The following is a 17,977-nucleotide window of genomic DNA, read 5'->3' on the forward strand; positions in this document are numbered from 1 at the left end:
AAATGAAATGGAACAGGCGGGATACCCGCCGGGAGGTCAAGATGCAGCGGACCATCAAACAGCTCTTCAAGGGACGGCCCGTAACCGAGGGCGCGGGCGTCAAGCTGCGGAGGCTGTTCAGTAACTTCGAGGCCGAGCTGTTCGACCCGTTTCTCATGCTCGACGATTTCCGCTCAGACAACCCCGGCGATTTCCTGGCCGGGTTCCCCTGGCATCCGCACCGGGGCATCGAGACCATCACCTACGTCACCCTGGGCGACGTGGAGCACGGCGACAGTCTCGGCAACAAGGGCGTCATCACCACCGGGGCCGTGCAGTGGATGACCGCCGGGAGCGGCATCATCCACCAGGAGATGCCCAAGGGGGACAGCCAGGGCCGCATGCACGGCTTCCAGCTCTGGGCCAACCTCCCGGCCCGCGACAAGATGATGGATCCGCGCTATCGCGACATCACCGCCGCCGACATCCCCGTGGTCCGGCGGCCGGACGGCACGACCATCAAGGTCATCGCCGGCACCGTGGACGGCACACGCGGCCCCATGGAGGAGATCGTCATCGATCCCGAATACCTGGACTGCGCCCTGCCTTCGGGGGCCGCCTTCCTGCACCCCGCCGCGCCCGGCCACACCGTGTTCGCCTACGTCATCGGCGGCAGTGCGGAGATAGACGGCCAAACCGTGGCCGACCGCGACCTCGTCCTGTTCAACGACGGCTCCCAGCTCCTAGTCCAGGCCGGGGAAAAGGGAGTCCGTTTCCTGCTCGTCTCCGGCGCGCCCCTGCGCGAACCCATCGCCTGGCGCGGCCCCATCGTCATGAACACCGAAGAGGAGCTCGACGTCGCCTTCGAGGAGTACCGCAAGGGCACGTTCATCAAGCATGCGCCCGAGGGCAAGGCGTAGGCGTAGGAGGGGCCTCCGGCGGGCCCTCGCCGGGCGGGCGTCTCCGACGGCCAAAGAACCTTTTGAGAAAAGGTTCTTTGGAATTTCCCAAACTTTTTGTGTGCCTTCGGCAGGGGCGGAGAACTGTCAAAGGGTGGGTGTTAAACTCAGAATCCTTTCGCGGTTGCGCGGCATAATGACGTGGAAAGAGGGTTGGAGATTCGCTCCGGCCCTTTTTGTTTGGATAATATATTGGTTTTTAAACGAGACTTTTCAAGGGGCTTTGTTGGGCGAAATTCTAATACCAAATATAGCTCTATTCTATAGGGTGAGGGCTAGGCGTGTATTGGGGAATCAATGGTCTGTTGGTGAAGAGCACAGGAGGATCTATGAGGAAAATTGGTCTGTTAGTGCTTGTTGTCGTCTTGGCGATGGCGGGTTGTGTCAAGGTCTCCAACGTGAAGGTCTACGCGGACGCTATCGTGGATACCCAAAGCGAAGTGGAGAAGATGGTCGTCGAGTTCGTGGAATCGCCCAGGCGGACGACCATGTACGCCTGCAAGATGAACGTCCCGACCAAGGCCGGGGGGGAACTTGATCAATACAAGGAGGATGTGGCTACGGAAAAAATATGGGCGGACTGCGGGCAGGTGTTCAACGAGTTGCACTTTGCTCTCATCTACTATGGGCTGGCCCTCCAGCAGCTCACCCAGGGTGAGGCGATCGATTTCAGCGATGAAATCATGGGGTGCTCATCCAGCATCAACGGCCTGATGAACGCCAACGGCGTGAACATAGAAGCAAAAATGGGCACAGGATTTACCAGCGCCGTCAACTCGGCATCCTCCGTTGTTGCGAAATGGGTTTCCGAAGCCTACCGCCGCGACGAGCTCACAAGGGTCTTTGCTGACGACGGAAAGCCCATCCTCGCGTTCCTGGAGGCTTTGAGGACGGCCAGTATCGACGGGTACGGGAAACTGCTGCGAGCGGAAAAGTCGGAAGGGAAAGCGTACTTTGTGGAGATGCTTGAAATCCTGCCGCCCGCCGACGCCCATACTTTGGCGCTTTTCAGGGAGCGGAAATTACAGTTTGAAGCAAATGTGAAGGTGCGTGAAGCGGTCTTGGATGCCTATTCGACAAAGATGGACAACATCATAGCCGCACACCGGGCGCTCATGGAACTCGCCTGGCGTCGCAATCTAGACGTGGAGGAATTGGTCGAGGAGGTTAAGGTTCTGGCGACTGATATCTATACGATAAGAGACAATTTCAAGGCCATTGAAAAGCCTGAATCATAGGGAGGTCAAAATGGCTACCGATACTGAAATAGTTGTGAATGATCTGTATGAGCAGGCAGAGCGGATTGTCCAATTCTGTGTGGACCGGAAAGATTCCCTGTCCGATGAAGAGAAACAGGACCTGTTGAACGAAGCCGGCTCCTTACGCCGGAAGGCCCGAAGGATCGATGCCGTGGGCGTGTTCGAAATTTTTTCCGAAATCAGGTCGCTGGCCCCGGCGGTCCAGGCCGCGACCTCCCGGCTCAATACGGTCTCGGAGAATCTGCAGACCATCAAGGATATTTTGGTCGCCGCCGCTGCCGCGATCAACCTTGCCGCAGCGATCTCCATCGGGAATGCCGGTGGTGTCATTTCCGCTCTTCAGCAGGCTGAATCGGCCATCGAAGCGCTTTCCTGACGCCCCTGCCATTTGGAAGAAATAGGTGCCGCTTCCCGGACAGGAAGCGGCGCCTTGCTTTGCATTGGGAATGAAACTGGGGCGGTGCCCCACCGTCCTATTCGGCTTCTGTCTTCAACGGGCGCTTGGCCACGAACAGGGCTCCGGCGGTGATGATGGAGCCGACGACGATGGTCGCGGCGTAGGCCATCAGGCTGCCGACCGCGTTGGGGATGGGCAGGACGAAGATGCCGCCGTGGGGGACCATCAGGGTGCACTTGAAGGCCATGGACAACGCCCCGGTCACGGCCGAGCCGAGCATGATGCACGGGATGACCCGGAACGGGTCCCTGGCCGCATACGGGATGGCGCCCTCGGTGATGAAGGAGATGCCGAGCACGAAGGCGGCCTTGCTGGCCTCCCGCTCGTCCTCGGTGAACCGGTTCTTGAACAGCGTGGCGGCCAGGGCCAGGCCGAGCGGCGGCGTCATGCCCGCGGCCATGATCGCGGCCATGGGCGCGTAGATGTTCGACGAGAGCAGCCCCACGCCGAAGGTGTATGCCGCCTTGTTCACCGGGCCGCCCATGTCGAAGGCCATCATCGCGCCCAGCAGCAGCCCGAGCAGCACCGCGCTGGTGCTCTGCATGCTCTTGAGCCACTCGGAAAGGGCGGTCAGCACGATCTTCACCGGCGGGCCGATGACGTAGATCATCAAGAGCCCCACGATCAGCGTCGAGACGAACGGCAGGATGAGCACCGGCTTGAGCCCTTCCAGGTTCTGGGGAAGCTTGATCTTGTCGTTCAGGAACTGGGTCAGGTAACCGGCGATGAAACCCGCCACGATGCCGCCCAGGAACCCCGAGCCCACGGTGGTGGCCAGCGCGCCGCCCACCAGGCCCGGCGTGATGCCCGGCCGCTGGGCGATGGAATAGGCGATGAACGCGCCGAGCACCGGCACGAAGAGCGAGAACGCGCCCCCGCCGCCGATCTGCATCAGCGCCCAGCCGAAGGTCCCGGTCTTGTCGCCCGCGTAGATGCCGCCGAAGGCGAAGGCCAGGGCGATGAGCAGGCCGCCCGCCACGACCACCGGCAGCATGTACGACACGCCGGTCATCAGGTGGCGGTAGGGCCCGGTCCGGCTGGCGGACCGCTCCTTCTTGAGTTCCGAGACCTGTTCGGCCAGGTCCTTCTTCGCGCCCGGCGCGGCGGACAGGGCGGACTTGATGACCTGCGCGCCGTCGTGCAGGGCCGCCTTGGTGGTGGTCTCGTACAACGGCTTGCCCGCGAACCGGTTGGTGTCCACGAAGGCGTCGGCCGCGATGACCACCGCGTCCGCGCGGGCGATGTCCTCGTCGGAGAGCACGTTCTTGGCTCCCACCGACCCCTGGGTCTCGATCTTGACCTCGTGCCCGAGGCCCTCGCCCGCCTTGCGCAGCGCCTCGGCGGCCATGAAGGTGTGGGCGATGCCCGTGGGGCAGGAGGTCACGCCGACGATGAACCGCTTCCCGGTGACGGCCGTCTTCTCGGCCTTGGCCGCAGCCATCTCTTCGGCCTCGGCCAGGGCCGCGTTGATGACCTCCTCGGTATTGCGGATGGCCTCGCTGGTGGTCACGGCGTAGAGCGGCTTGCCCTGGAACCGGGTGGGGTCCACATGGATGTCGGCCGCGATGATGACCACGCTCGCGGCGTTGATGCACTCCTGCGAGAGGACGAACTTGGCCCCCTCGGCCCCCTGGGTCTCGACTTCGACCACATGGCCCATGCTCGCGCCGACCTTCTTGAGCGCCTCGGCGGCCATGATGGTGTGGGCGATGCCCGTGGGACATGCTGTGACTGCGACGATTCTGGACATGGCGATTACCCTCCCACCTGGAGATTGGTGATTTCTATCCGTGATTCCAATATCTCTGCAGTGTTGAGATCATGCAGGGCCGGTCCGGCCTGCATGACCGTGGCCGCGGACAGGGCCGTGGCCTTGCGGACTCGCTCCTCAAGTGACAGGCCCAGCGCCATACCGGCGACCAGGCCGCCGATCATGGCGTCCCCGGCCCCGACGGTGCTGACCGCCTCGACCTTGGGAGGCCGCGACAGCAGGGCCCGGCCGTCTTCCACGAAGACCGCTCCGCGCGCGCCCAGGGACACGGCCACGGTGGCGATGCCCTTCTCGTTCAGGCGGCGCGCCTCGGCCACCAGGTCGTCGAGGGACTCCATGGGGCGGCCGACCAATTCGGCCAGTTCGTCGTCGTTGGGCTTGATCAGCCACGGCGTCGCGCCGACCGCGCCGGCCAGGGCCGGGCCGCTGGTGTCGACCACGGCCTTGGCCCCCTGTTCCTTGATCACGCCGACCAGGCGGCCGACCATTTCCGGGGCCACGCCCACGGGCAGGCTGCCCGCGATGACCACGATCGCGGCCTTGCGGGACAAACGCTCCACAGTCTCGGCGAGGCGGTCCAGATGGTCCGCATCCGGCGTCAGCCCCGGGAAGTTGATGTCCGTGGTGGACCGGCTTTCGGGGTCGAGGACCTTGATGCCGATGCGCGTCTCGCCCTCCACGCGGACGAATTCGTCGGCCACGCCCAGCTCCGAGAACCGTTTTTCGAAGATCCGGGCGTTCTCCGTGCCCAGAAAACCGGTCACGGTCACCGGCAGGCCGAATTTGCGCAGCAGCCCGGCGATGTTCACGCCCTTGCCCGCCGCGTCGGATTGGTACTCGGCCACGCGGTTGACCTCCCCGGCCGCGAAGCCGGGGACCGTGCAGGCCAGGTCGATGGCCGGGTTCATGGTCACGGTGACGATGCGTGTCTTTTCGCTCTGCATACCGGCCTCGCCTAGGGCAGCTTGAGGGCCCGGACCTGGTTGTTGTCGGAGCAGGCGAGCGCCATCCGCGCGATCTCCCGGGCCTGCTCCATGGAGATGGACCGGATTCGGGCCTTGACCGAGGCGATGCTCGGGATGACCATGCTCAGTTCCTTGACCCCCAGCCCGGCGAGGATGACCGCGCCCAGCGGCTCACCGGCCAGCCCGCCGCACACGCCGGTCCAGATGCCCGCCTCGTCGGCGGCCCGGACTACCTGGTCGATCATGCGCAGAACCGCCGGATGCAGGCTGTCCGCCTGCACGGCCAGGGTGGGGTGGACCCGGTCCATGGCCATGACGTACTGGGTCAGGTCGTTGGTCCCCACCGAGAAGAAGGCCACCTCTTTCGCGAACTCGCGGGCCATGACGGCCACGGACGGGACCTCGACCATGATGCCTATGTCCACGGGCTCGGCCCCGACCTCGATGCGCGCCTTTTCTGCCAGCCGCTTTGCGGCGGCCAGTTCGTCCAGGGTGGCGATCATGGGGAACATGATGCGCAGCGGGCCGTGCTTGGAGGCGCGGTAGATGGCTCGCAGCTGGGTCAGAAAGAGTTCCGGCCGGTTCAGGCACAGGCGGATGCCGCGCTCGCCCAGGAACGGATTGTCCTCGGCGGGCAGGTCGAGATAGGACACGGCCTTGTCCCCGCCGATGTCCAGGGTGCGGACGATCAGGGGCAGCCCGTTGAGGGCCTCGACCATCTCCTTGTAGTTTCGGTACTGCTCGTCCTCGTCCGGCGCGGTCTCCCGGTCCAGGAACAGGAACTCGGTGCGCAGCAGGCCGACGCCTTCGCCGCCGCCCTCCACGGCCTTTTCCGCCTCGCTGGCCTTGCCGATGTTGGCCGCCACTTCCACGCGCACCCCGTCCAGGGTCAGGGCCGGTTCGTAGCGGGTGCGGTACTCGGCGTCGCGCTCCTCCTGGATGCGCTCCCGGGTCTGCGCCGCGGTCTTAACGTCCGCCTCGCTGGGTTCCAGATAGAGGTTGCCGGTGTCGCCGTCGAGGATGGCCATGGTCCCGTCCTCGATATCGAGCACGGCCGGTCCGGCGGCCACGATGGCCGGGATGTCCAGGGAGCGGGCGATGATCGCCGAATGCGAGGTGGGCCCGCCGCCGGCCGTGCAGAAGCCCAGGATGAGGGCGGGGTCGAGCAGGGCGGTGTCCGAGGGGGTCAGGTCCTCGGCCGCGAGGATGACCGGTTCATCCGAGGTGAACGGCTCGTCCTGGAGCACGCCCGCCAGATGCCGCAGCACCCGTCGGCCCACGTCCCGCAGGTCCATGGCCCGGGCGGCCAGGACCTCGTCGTCGTGCTGCTCCATGGCCCGGACGCGGTCGTCGATGACCTGCCGCCAGGCGTAGCCCGCGCTGTAGCCGTTCTGGATGCGGCCCTTGGTCTCGGCCATCAGCTCCGGGTCGTCCAGAAAGGCCTCGTGGGCGCGGAATATGGCGGCCTGCGGCTCGCCGGACCGGGACCGGACCTCGTTGTAGAGCATGCGCAGGTTGCTCTTGGCCGCTGCAATGGCGTGGCCCAGTTCGGTCAGCTCGTGCTCCGGGTCCTTGGCCATGGCCTCGACCACGATGCGGCGGTGGGTGAACTGTCGGATGGGGCCGCAGGCCAGGCCGGGGGAGGCCGTGCAGCCGGGGATGGTCCGCTTGACCTCGGCCGGAACCCAGCCGTGGGCCGTGCGGACCGCCGCCTTTTCCTCCTCGATCTCGCCCAACCCCGCGTCCACGGCGTCCTTCAGGGCGGTCAGGGCCTGCCGCGCGTCGTCGCCCTTGGCATGGATGCGGATGATCTTGCCCGACCCGACGCCGAGCTTGAGCAGGGAGGCGAGGCTCTTGCCGTTGCCCGAACGGCCGTCGTACTCGACCACGATGGTCGAGTCGAAGAGTTTGGCGATGTCCAGGAAGAACGTGGCGGGGCGCGCGTGCAGTCCGTGCGGGTTCATGACCGTCACGTCCAGGGAGTGGTCGAAGTCGGCCACGTCGAGCTGCGGGGCCGGACGCTGCCTGGCCCCGGCCTCTCCGCTGAGCGCCCGGATGATGTAGGACGGGTCGTCGGTCGTGGCCATCCGCTCCACGGTGGCCGGGTCGTCCAGCACGTGGGTCAGATTGGTCAGGATCTCGATGTGCTCGTCGGATTTGGCGGCGATGCCCACCACCAGGTTGACGACTTCGCCGGGGTTCCAGGTCACCCCGCCGGGCACCTGAAGGATGGCGATCCCGGTCTTGAGGATGTCGTTGCGGTTCTCGGGGAGGCCGTGGGGGATGGATATGCCGTTTCCCAGAAAGGTGTTGGCCACCTCCTCGCGCCGCTTCATGCTGGCTATGTACGCGGGCCGGATGTAACCCTCGCGGACCAGGAGTTCGCCGACCTGTTCGATGGCCTGCTGCTTGCCGGACGGCTCCGCGTTCAAGACGATGTTGCCTTTGGTCATCTCCATCATGAACCTCCTCGGGTGTCGGTCCCGCCGATGCGTCGTGTCGGGGAGCGGGGGGCGGAGGTTGTCGGCCTGCGCGACAACGGAAGCGGCATCCCCAGATCCCCGCGCCGGTTCGCGGCGGGCGGACATTTCCACTGTTATCAAAACAATAGGCCGCGGGGGAGGGGGCGTATATTATTTTCCCCGGTTCCTCGGCCGCCGCCGACTACTTGCCCAGCACGGGCGCGATGCGCTTCAGCGCCCAGTCGACCTCGTCCCTGGTGATGACCAGCGGCGGGGCGAAGCGGATGATGGTCTCGTGGGTCTCCTTGCAGAGCAGCCCGGCCTCCTTGAGTTGTTCGCAGTACCGGCGCGCGCCGCCCGCGTCGGGGTGGAACTCCACGCCGATGAGCAACCCCTTGCCCCGGACCTCCCTGATCTTGGGGTTGTCGATGCTTCTCAACCCCTTCAGGAAATATTCGCCCATCTCGCGGGCGTTTTCGATGAGGTTCTCCTCGGTCAGGACCCTGAGGGCGGCGCGGGCCACGGCGCAGGCCAGCGGGTTGCCGCCGAAGGTGGAGCCGTGTTCGCCGGGCTTGAGCACGCCCAGGACCTCGGTGTTGGAGAGCACGGCCGAGACCGGGTAGAAACCGCCGGACAGGGCCTTGCCGATCAGCGTCAGGTCGGCTTCGATCCCCTCGTGCTGCTCGGCCAGCAGCTTGCCCGTGCGGCCCAGGCCGGTCTGGATCTCGTCGAGGATGAGGACGATGCCCGCGTCGTCGCAGATGCGCCGGACCTCGCGCAGGTAGCCTTCGGGCGGGATGATCACGCCCGCCTCGCCCTGGATGGGCTCCGCCAGGAAGGCCACGGTGTTGGGGGTGATCGCCTTCTCAAGGGCTTTCGCGTCGCCGAAGTCGACGACCTTGAAGCCCGGGGTGAACGGACCGAAGCCGGTGGTGGACACCGGGTCGGTGGAGAACGAGATGATGGTGATGGTCCGGCCGTGGAAATTGTTGCGGCAGACGATGATCTCGGCCTTGTCCTCGGGCACGCCCCTGACCTGGTAGCCCCACTTGCGCACGGCCTTGACCGCGGTCTCCACGGCCTCGGCCCCGGAGTTCATGGGCAGGACCTTGTGGGAATTGGTCAGGTCGCAGAGCTCCTTGTAGAGCGGACCGAGCTGGTCGTTGCGGAAGGCGCGCGAGGTCAGGGTCAGCTTCTCGGCCTGCTCGACCAGCGCCCGCCTGATCTTCGGGTGGCAGTGGCCCTGGTTCACGGCCGAGTAGGCGGACAGGCAGTCCATGTACCTGTTGCCGTCCACGTCCCAGACCCAGACGCCCCGGCCGCGCTCGATGACCACGTCCAGCGGCTTGTAGTTGTGGGCCCCGTATTCGTCTTCCAGCAGGATGTAGCGGTCGGATTGCATGGCGTTCCTCGCGGTTGCGGGTGTCTATCGGCCCGCTCGGCCGAGGGGCTCTTCCAGAATACCTCTCCTTTGCGCCGGATTCAACCCGTGACGAATAATTATGGGTTTTTGAGTGGCGAAAAACGTTAAATTCCATTAGGTGATAGGTACTGTCACATGGAAAGGGCCTATGACGCATCCCGATACACGCGAAAGGACCGAAACGCCCTGCGAAGAATCGCCCCGGACCGACCGGGGGGAGTCCTTCATCGACCCGGCCTGCTTCAAGGGGCTGTGCGACGCATTGGGCGACGGCGTGGTCAAGACCGACGCCAAGGGGTTCATCCTCGAGGCCAACCCGGCCTTCTGCAAGCTGCTCGGGCGCAAGCGCGGCGAGCTGCTCGGCAGGACCGTGCTCGACTTCACCCCGGAGAACGAGCGGCGGCGCGAGCGTGAGACAATCCGCAGCCTGCTCAAATCCGGCCGTTCCTCCCATGAATTCGAGAAGGGCCTGATCACCGGCGACGGCCGCGAACTGCTGGTTCGGGTCAACTGCTGGCTGCAGCGCGACGGATCGGGCGAGCCCTCGGCCCTCTGGGGCATCTTCCGGGACGTCACCGACCGGCGCACGGCCGAGAAGATGGCCCGCGAGAGCCTGGAAAAGTACCGGTTCCTGGCCGAGAACGCGGCCGACGTCATCTGGACCATGGACAACGACTGCCGGTACACCTACGTCAGCCCGTCGGTGAAGCGCGTCCGGGGGTACACTCCGGAGGAGATGATCGGCATGCGCGCCGACGAGGCCGTGGCCCCCGACTCTCTGCTCGCCAGCCGGAAGGCCTGGGAAGAGGCCGACGCGGACGGGCGGGCGGACGCCGCCGCGACCATCCGGCTGGAGATGCGCTTCCGGAAGAAGGACGGCGCCGAGGTCTGGGGAGAGTCCATGGCCCGGAGGCTGTGGGACGAAGACGGCAACGCCGTGGGATACATCGGCACCACCCGCGACATCACCGGGCGCAAGCGCATCGAGGAACGGCTGCGCACCAGCGAACAATTTCTGCAGGCCATGATCAACGCCACCGAGGACTCCGTGGGCCTTTTCAAGGTGGACGGCACGGTCCTGGCCATGAACCGGAACATGGCCCGGTTCCTCGGCCTGCCCAGGGAGGCGGACGCCGGGCAAAGTGTCTTCGACTTCATCCCGGAAGGGCTGCGGCCCACGGTCCGCAACGCCTTTGCCCGGGTGGCCGAGGCGCGCGCCCCCATGACCGAGCAGGTGGTCTGGTCCGGCAGGATCCTCGACGGGGTCATCTACCCCGTGGTGGACGGCGACGAGGCCACGGCCATCGCCGTGTACGGCCGGGACGTGACCGAGGCGCGGTTCGCCGAGGAGGCCCGCAAGAAGACCCAGGAGCAGTACCGGCTCATCGTCGAGACCGCCAACGAGGGCATCCTCGGCCTGGACGCGAACCAGGTCATCACCTACGCCAACAGGATCGTGGCCGACTTCTTCGGCTGCCGGGTGGAGGAGGTCATCGGCCGGAGCCTGCTCGACTTCGTGGCCCCGGCCGACTGGGAGGACAACCTGCGGCGCATCGAGGACAAGCTGCTGATACGCCGCGAGCGGTACGAGCGCCGTTTCCTGCGCAAGGACGGCGTCGAGGTCTGGGGCATGGTCTCGTCCACGCCGCTCATGGCCGAGGACGGCAGGCTGCTCGGGGCGTTCGCCATGATCGCGGACATCACCGAGGTCAAGCAGGCCCACGAGCGGCTGCTGAACATCCTGGACGGCATCAGCGCGGACATCTACGTCAGCGACTTCGAGAGCAACGAGGTTCTGTTCATGAACGCGGGCATGAGCAATTTCTACGGCCCCATCGAGGAGGGCATGCCCTGTCACAAGACCATCCGCAACCTGGACCGCCGCTGCCCGAGCTGCCCCAAGGAAAAGCTGGTGGACGAGAACGGCGAGCCCGTGGACACCCTGGTCTCGGAGCGGTTCTATGAGGGCCGGGGCCGCTGGCACCTCACCCACGACAGGGCCATCCGCTGGCTCGAGGACCGGCTGGTGCACATGCACATGGCCGCGGACATCACCGAGCTCAAGACCATGGCCGCCGAGTTGGAAAAGGCCATGACCAAGGCCGAGGCGGCCAGCCTGGCCAAGAACGAATTCCTGGCCAACATGAGCCACGAGATACGCACCCCGCTCAACGGGCTCCTCGGCATGCTCCAGCTCATGCAACTGAGCGAGCTGGAGCCCACGCAGCGTGACTACCTGGAGACGGCCCTGAACTCCGGCCGCAGCCTGCTCCAGGTGCTCAACGACATCCTCGACCTGTCCAAGGTGGAGTCGGGCAAGCTGGAGCTGGAGTCCATCCCCTTCGAGCTGGGCGAGGTCCTGGACCAGGTGGTCTCCACCTTCCGCCACAGCGTGGAGGAGCGGGGCGTGGCCATGCGCTGGGAGATCGACGAGGGGCTGGCCCGCCATTTCGTGGCCGACAAGGGGCGGCTGCGACAGATTCTCTTCAATCTGGTGGGCAACGCGGTCAAGTTCACGGAGAGCGGCTCCATCGAGGTCCGGGCTCATCCGCTGGAATCCGGGGCCAGGGACGGCGGGATACAGCTGCTCTTCGAGGTCGCGGACACCGGCATCGGCATCCCCCGCGACAAGGTGGACGCGGTGTTCGACCCGTTTACCCAGGTGGACGGCTCGTCCACGCGCAAGTACCAGGGCACCGGTCTGGGGTTGGGCATCGTCCGGCGGCTGGTCCAGCTCATGGGCGGCTCCATCAGCGTGGACACCGAGGAGGGCGGGGGCACGACCATCTATTTCACCATCCGGGCCCGCGCCGCCGAGCAGCCGGACGATCCCGCCGGGGTCCCGTTGGCGGTATCCGGGAACGGCGGGCTGTCCATCCTGGTGGCCGAGGACGAGCGGGTCAACCGCGTGGTCGTCCAGCGCATCCTGGAGAAGCTCGGCCACCGGGCCGTGTGCGTGGGCAGCGGCGAGGAGGCCATCAAGGCGCTCAGGGGGCAATCCTTCGACGTCTTCCTGTCGGACATCCAGATGCCCGGCCTGGACGGGGTGGCCACCACCAAGGTCATACGCGGTGACCTCGGCCTGGATATCCCGGTCATCGCCCTGACCGCCCACGCCATGCAGGGCGACCGCGACCGGTTCATCGAGGCGGGCATGAACGGCTACGTGTCCAAGCCGTTCGAGATAGACCGTTTGCAGCAGGAAATCGAACGGGTCATGGACAGACCCGAATCCTAGAAGACCTTAGATGATAGCCAGGGGATGGCCCCCGGCGTCGGCAGGCAGGGCCCGTCCCACCAAGGCAGCGGGTTCCCCGGCCTCTTCGAGCATGGCCATGGCCCTGTCCGCCAACCTGGGCGGCACGGCCAGGATCAGCCCGCCCGAGGTCTGGGCGTCGAACATCATGTCGAAATGGATGGGGTCAAGCCCGTCGGCCACCTTGACTTTGGGCAGGTAGTGGCGGCGGTTGCAGATGGACCCGGCGGGCAGGAGCCCCATGGAGGCCATGTCCAGCGCGCCGGGCAGAAGCGGCACGTCATGCATGCGCAGCTCCAGCGTCACCCGGCTGGCCTCGGCCAGCTCGATCATGTGCCCGCCCAGGCCGAAGCCGGTGATGTCCGTGGCCCCGGTCAGGCCGAGCTCGCGGATGACCTCGCCGCCGGTCTTGTTCAGCCGTCCGCAGGTCTGAAAAAGCAGATCCTCCATCTCGTCGCAGCCGGGCATCTCGCCCTTGACCGCCGTGGCCAGCACGCCCGTGCCGATGGGTTTGGTCAGGATCAGCTGGTCGCCGGGCCTGACGCCCCGGTTGGAGGCGAAGCGGTCCGGGTCCACGGCCCCGGACACGGCCAGGCCGTACTTGATCTCCGGGTCGTCGACGCTGTGCCCGCCGCTGGGCACCGCGCCCGCCTCCTCCACCGTGTCCTTGCCGCCGCGCAGCACCTCGGCCAGCACGGACATGGGCAGCTTGTCCGCCGGGAAGCAGACGATGTTCATGGCCGCCCACGGCTCGCCGCCCATGGCGTAGACGTCGGACAGGGCGTTGGCCGCCGCGATGCGCCCGAACTTGTAGGGATCGTTGACCACCGGGGTGAAGAAATCCACGGTCTGAACCAGGGCCTTGCCGGCGGGAAAAGACAAAATGGCCGCGTCCTCGTTGTCGCCGGGGCCTCCGGCGAGCACGCGGTTGTCTGGCCGGACCCCGAGGCCCGAAAGTGCGATCTCCAGGTCCCCTGGAGTGATCTTCGCCGCTCAGCCCGCGGCTTTGACCATCTGGACCAGTTTCAACTTTTCCATGATTTCTCCTTGGGATGATCTCTACCAGAGGTCAGGGGGAAGGGGAAGTGGGGCGGGGGACGGCCATCCTTTGCCTTTCCCCCCTTCAAGTGATACGAGGACTCACGCCCGCCGCCCCCCGGCGGGGACAAAGGGCCCAAGCCCCCTGGAGAACCATCATGCAACAAGACGAGACCAAGGAATTTCTGGACTCCCTTCCGGAACTGGAAGAGGGCAAGACATACTGTTTCAAGTGCTACCCCGGCATCGAATGCTTCAACGCCTGCTGCTCGGACCTGGACATGGTCCTGACCCCCTATGACATCCTGCGCATGCGGGCCGCGCTCGGCATGTCGTCCGTGGACTTCCTGCGCGTGCACACCACGGCCTTCCACGCGCCGGACACCAACTTTCCGGTGTTCAAGTTCAAGATGCTCGACAACGCCCGCCGCTCCTGCGCCTTCGTCACCCCGGAAGGGTGCCGCATCTACGCCGACCGCCCCGGGGCCTGCCGCATGTATCCGCTCGGCCGGGCCACCCGCCCGGACGGCAATGGCGGCGTGCTCGAACAGTTCTTCATCGTCAGGGAGGACCACTGCAAGGGGTTCCTCGAAAAGGACGAATGGACCGGCGAATCCTGGAAACAGGACCAGGGCTTCAAGGACTACACCGCGTTCAACGACCGGTACATGAACATCCTGTCGCGCACCCGCCAGCTCGGCCATCCCATCTCGGACAAGCTCAACCAGATGGCCATCCTCGCCCTGTACCGCATCGACGATTTCCAGGGATTCATCCAGAAGATGCAGCTCTTCGAGCGCGTGGAAGTGGACGAGAAGCGCCAGCAGGCCATCATCACCAACGAGAACGTGGCCCTGTCCTTTGCCATGGACTGGTTCGAACTCGTGCTCTTCCAGGATACCTCCAAGCTCAAGCCCAAAAACGTCCCCATGCGGCGCAAGGGCGTCCGCCCCGAAGGAAACTGACATGTCTCTGCCCGATAATCCCAAGCTGATGTCCATCCGCACCTTCCTCAAACGGAAGGGGGCCTTCGCGCCCGGCCATCGGCTCGTCTTCACCAACGGCTGCTTCGACATCCTCCACCCCGGCCACGTGGACCTGCTCCAGCGCTGCCGCGCCATGGGCGACTCCCTGGTGCTCGGCCTCAACTCCGACGAGTCCGTCAAGATGCTCGGCAAGGGCGACGACCGCCCGCTGAACAACGCCGAGGAACGCGCCTTCGTCCTGGCCGGACTCAGCTGCGTGGACCACATCATCATCTTCCACGAGTCCACCCCGCTCGAACTCATCAAGGCCTGCCGCCCCCAGATCCTGGTCAAGGGCGGCGACTGGCCCGTCGACCAGATCGTGGGCGCGGACGTGGTCCAGAAAGCGGGCGGCGAAGTGCACAGCCTGCCGCTGCTGGAGGGGTACTCCACGACTGCGTTTCTGGAGAAAGTGCGGGGATAAGGGGAGGCCTCCGGCGGGCCCTCGCCGGGCGGGCGTCTCCGAGCCTCCAGCCGTTGGCGAGTCTTCGAGCGCTACGGATGAGGACAGCAGCGATCGGGCAGGGCGCTGCCCTGCACCCGCTTAAGGCCGAGGGCCTTAAGAATCCCGTAGCCGAGCTACGCTCGGGGGTGCGGGGTCGAAAGGCTGGCGAGGAACGCCTTCCGCCGTGCCGGTTGGCGATTTCGGATAGAAAAAACGGATTTTACGGCGTGCTTCTTTGCAAAAAGGGGCACGCCGTTTTTTCTATCCGAAATCGCGGGTGTTATTTTTTGGAAAAGGCGTTACGCTTTAAAGATTATAGCTACTTCCGTCCTACTCGCGCAACGATCCACCACCCCGCGCCCGCCCCTTCGCCGCAGGCGACACAAAAAGTTTGGGAGGGTCCAGGGAACCCTTTTCAAAGGGTTCCCTGGCGGGGTCTGGGGCAGCGCCCCAGCCGCCGGAGGCATCCCCTAAGCGGCCACGTGGTCGCCGAAGATTTCCCAGGTCTTGAGGAAGGTCGCGTCGAAGGTGCGGTTTTCCACGTGGGAGCGGGCCTTGCGGCGCATGTATTGGATGCGTTCCGGGGTGTCGATCATGTGGAGGATGGCGCGGAGCAGGGAGTCCGCGTCGCCTGCGGGCACGATGAGGCCGGTTTCGTTGGGCAGGACGTTTTCGGCCGGGCCGCCCTTGTCGGTGACGATGACGGGCAGTCCCGAGGCCTGGGCTTCGAGGACCACGTTGCCGAAGGTGTCGGTGGCAGAGGGGAAGACGAACAGGTCGGCGCTGGCGTAGGCCTGGGCCAGCGCCTCGCCCTTGAGCACGCCGGTGAAGGTGGCCGGGGTGGAGCGCAGGGCGCGCTGCATCTCTGCCAGGTAGGGGCCGTCGCCGACCACGATGAGCTGGATGGCGTCGCGCATGCGGGCGGCCTTGCGGAAGGCCTCGGTCAGGGTGTCCAGTCCCTTTTCCTTGGACACGCGGCCCACGTAGAGGAGCTTGGTTCCGCCGCCGATGTCGAACTTGTTGAAGAAGCCGTTGCGCTTGGCCGGGTGGAACCGTTCGGTGTCCACGCCGCGCGGGTAGGTGACGATCTTGCCGGGGTCGATTCCCCGGTCGATGAGTTCGAACTTGGTCGCCTCGCTGGGCGCGTAAATGACCTGCATCTGGTTGTAGAACCAGGACATGTAGCGCCAGCACCCGTCTTCCAGGCCCGCGTCCTCGGTGAACGCCCCGACGTATTCGGGGAAGGCGGTGTGGTAGGTGCCGTGGAAGGGGAGCTTGAGGATCTTGGAGATGGCCAGGGCGGCCAGGCCGACCGGGCCGGGCGTGGCGGCCAGGATGCAGTCGTATTCCTGCTCGAAGCAGTGGGTGAGCATGTCGAGGAACGGCGGGTAGGCCAGGGATATTTCGGGATATTCCGGGATATCGAAGCGGCCCACGGGCTCGAAGGAGACCGCGCCGGGCACGTCGGCCCTGGCCCCGCAGGTGATGACGGTCATGTCCTTGCCGTGGCGGGCGACCATCTTGAGCTGCTGGCGGATGGTCCGGGCCACGCCGTTGATCTCGTCGAAGGTGTCGGTGAAGTGGGCGATCTTGAGATCGTCGCTGGTGCGCGCGTTCTTCTTGCGGAAGCGGTCGAGGCACTGGTTGGAGAAGGCGCGTTCGGTGGAAAAGAGGTCGTAGCCCACGAAGTAGGGGGCGAGCAGGGTGTAGAGCGAGCCCGCCGAGCCGATGGAGTGGAAGACGTCGAAGAGGTTGGCCCCGAGCACCGAGTTGAGGGTCCGGTCCGCGAACTGGGCGAGCACGCGGTTGGCGGCCAGGGAGACGAAGCGGGCCCATTCGCGCTCCAGGGTGATGACGTCGTCGACCTTGCCGCGCGCGATGCGCAGCAGGGTGGGGTCGTGGGCGATGATGTCGGCGGCCTCCTTGAGGAGCAGCCCCTGGACCGAATCGGTGGGGCCGTATTCCCGGTGCAGGGTGGCCTTGCCGCGCCCGATGATGCGCTGGAGCAGGGTGGACAGGGTCTGTTTGGGCTCGTCGCCGGGGTGCAGCGCGGCCTTGATGAACCGGAAGCAGAGGTGTTCGGAAACTTCGGGCGAGAGGGAGCCGGTGCGCGAGCGGTAGAACTGGTAGGCGATGCCATAGAGGTTGTGGGCCATGGTCCGGGGCGTGGCCGGGGCTCCGGCGGGCCGGGTGGTGTGTTCGGTCAGCGCGGTCAGGACGTTGTTCAGGCAGGGCTGGCCCGGAAAGAGGGTGTGCATGCGCGCGATGTTCAGGGAGGAGTGGTCGTCGGACCCGCCGGTGATGCCCTTTTCCCACGGCTCGTCGCCGTAGGGTTCGATGTCGTGGGAGTTGGCCAGCCGGTCGATGTCCAGCGGGGTGAGCCGGGCCACGATGTCGCGCAGGGTTTTGTTCTGGCGGGCGTCGCGGGTGCCGTTCTCCTCGAGGATGTTGAACAGGAGCAGGGCCTGTTCGAAGTGGGCCGGGGTGAGCCGGTCGTTGACCGCGAAGAGCGGGTGGGCCAGGACGTGGACGATGTTCTGCTCGCGCAGATAGGGCACCAGGTCGAAGACGTTGTCCCGGCAGCGCTGGATGTCCTCGTGCTGGGCCTCGGTGATGCCGTAGGCCAGCACGTGGAGCTTGCAGCGGTCTTCGGGGAAGTAGGTGGTGATCTCCTCGCTGATGAAGGTGTTGGGCAGGTGGGCTATTTCGAGCGCACCGGCGATGGTGTTGTGGTCGGTGATGGTGACCATGTCCATGCCCCGCGAGAGCGCGATGTCGTAGAGGCGTCGCGGCTCGGTGAAGCTTTCGGGGCAGCCGATCTTCTGCAGTATCCACTGCGACGGGCGCGTGGAGAAGCGTGAGTGGACGTGCATGTCCACCTTGAACAGGGGGTCAGCCATGGGTGTCTCCGTTGCGGCGGGCGGGCCGCCGCGGGTAA

General features: G+C 65.6%; 12 protein-coding genes. 6 read left to right on the forward strand and 6 right to left on the reverse strand.

Annotated elements, in window-relative coordinates:
- The first annotated feature begins 2 nt into the window (after positions 1 to 2).
- The 3 genes from ACR42D_RS00835 to ACR42D_RS00845 all read left to right on the forward strand — a co-directional run bounded on the left by ACR42D_RS00835 (position 3) and on the right by ACR42D_RS00845 (position 2,573).
- Positions 3 to 899, forward strand: a complete 897-nt coding sequence (locus tag ACR42D_RS00835) for a pirin family protein (protein WP_484564982.1) — start codon at positions 3 to 5, stop codon at positions 897 to 899.
- Between the two features lie 368 nt (positions 900 to 1,267).
- Positions 1,268 to 2,176 carry a hypothetical protein gene (locus tag ACR42D_RS00840; protein ID WP_484564983.1) on the forward strand — a complete coding sequence of 303 codons (909 nt, stop codon included), beginning with the start codon at positions 1,268 to 1,270 and terminating at the stop codon, positions 2,174 to 2,176.
- A 10-nt stretch (positions 2,177 to 2,186) separates the two neighbouring features.
- Positions 2,187 to 2,573: a hypothetical protein gene (locus ACR42D_RS00845; RefSeq protein WP_484564984.1), complete on the forward strand. Its 387-nt coding sequence runs from the start codon at positions 2,187 to 2,189 to the stop codon at positions 2,571 to 2,573.
- Positions 2,574 to 2,670: 97 nt separating this feature from the next.
- Here the strand turns inward: ACR42D_RS00845 and ACR42D_RS00850 are convergent, their stop codons facing one another.
- From ACR42D_RS00850 to rocD, 4 genes are all read right to left on the reverse strand, one after another.
- On the reverse strand, positions 2,671 to 4,404 hold the full coding sequence (locus tag ACR42D_RS00850; protein ID WP_484564985.1) for a PTS fructose-like transporter subunit IIB: 1,734 nt from the start codon (positions 4,402 to 4,404) through the stop codon (positions 2,671 to 2,673).
- Between the two features lie 5 nt (positions 4,405 to 4,409).
- Positions 4,410 to 5,369 carry a 1-phosphofructokinase gene (pfkB, locus tag ACR42D_RS00855; protein WP_484564986.1) on the reverse strand — a complete coding sequence of 320 codons (960 nt, stop codon included), beginning with the start codon at positions 5,367 to 5,369 and terminating at the stop codon, positions 4,410 to 4,412.
- 11 nt (positions 5,370 to 5,380) lie between these two features.
- The gene (gene ptsP, locus ACR42D_RS00860) at positions 5,381 to 7,849 is read right to left on the reverse strand and encodes a phosphoenolpyruvate--protein phosphotransferase (protein WP_484564987.1); all 2,469 of its coding nucleotides are present in this window, start codon (positions 7,847 to 7,849) and stop codon (positions 5,381 to 5,383) included.
- Positions 7,850 to 8,054: 205 nt separating this feature from the next.
- Positions 8,055 to 9,254: an ornithine--oxo-acid transaminase gene (gene rocD / locus ACR42D_RS00865; RefSeq protein WP_484564988.1), complete on the reverse strand. Its 1,200-nt coding sequence runs from the start codon at positions 9,252 to 9,254 to the stop codon at positions 8,055 to 8,057.
- Positions 9,255 to 9,423: 169 nt separating this feature from the next.
- Here rocD and ACR42D_RS00870 point away from each other — a divergent pair, with 169 nt between their 5' ends.
- On the forward strand, positions 9,424 to 12,513 hold the full coding sequence (locus ACR42D_RS00870; RefSeq protein WP_484564989.1) for a PAS domain-containing hybrid sensor histidine kinase/response regulator: 3,090 nt from the start codon (positions 9,424 to 9,426) through the stop codon (positions 12,511 to 12,513).
- 6 nt (positions 12,514 to 12,519) lie between these two features.
- On the opposite strand, the gene selD is transcribed toward ACR42D_RS00870, so the two are convergent.
- Positions 12,520 to 13,569, reverse strand: a complete 1,050-nt coding sequence (gene selD, locus ACR42D_RS00875) for a selenide, water dikinase SelD (RefSeq protein ID WP_484564990.1) — start codon at positions 13,567 to 13,569, stop codon at positions 12,520 to 12,522.
- A gap of 158 nt (positions 13,570 to 13,727) precedes the next feature.
- On the opposite strand from selD, the gene ACR42D_RS00880 reads away from it, so the two are divergent.
- Positions 13,728 to 14,534: a YkgJ family cysteine cluster protein gene (locus ACR42D_RS00880; protein ID WP_484564991.1), complete on the forward strand. Its 807-nt coding sequence runs from the start codon at positions 13,728 to 13,730 to the stop codon at positions 14,532 to 14,534.
- A gap of 1 nt (position 14,535) precedes the next feature.
- The gene (rfaE2, locus tag ACR42D_RS00885) at positions 14,536 to 15,018 is read left to right on the forward strand and encodes a D-glycero-beta-D-manno-heptose 1-phosphate adenylyltransferase (RefSeq protein WP_484564992.1); all 483 of its coding nucleotides are present in this window, start codon (positions 14,536 to 14,538) and stop codon (positions 15,016 to 15,018) included.
- A 491-nt stretch (positions 15,019 to 15,509) separates the two neighbouring features.
- Here rfaE2 and ACR42D_RS00890 read toward each other — a convergent pair whose 3' ends face one another.
- Complete coding sequence (locus ACR42D_RS00890; protein ID WP_484564993.1) at positions 15,510 to 17,939, reverse strand: glycosyltransferase; 2,430 nt, start codon at positions 17,937 to 17,939, stop codon at positions 15,510 to 15,512.
- Between the last annotated feature and the right edge of the window lie 38 nt (positions 17,940 to 17,977).

This window comes from Pseudodesulfovibrio sp. lm2024 (assembly GCF_051175575.1).
Taxonomy (GTDB): domain Bacteria; phylum Desulfobacterota; class Desulfovibrionia; order Desulfovibrionales; family Desulfovibrionaceae; genus Pseudodesulfovibrio; species Pseudodesulfovibrio caledoniensis.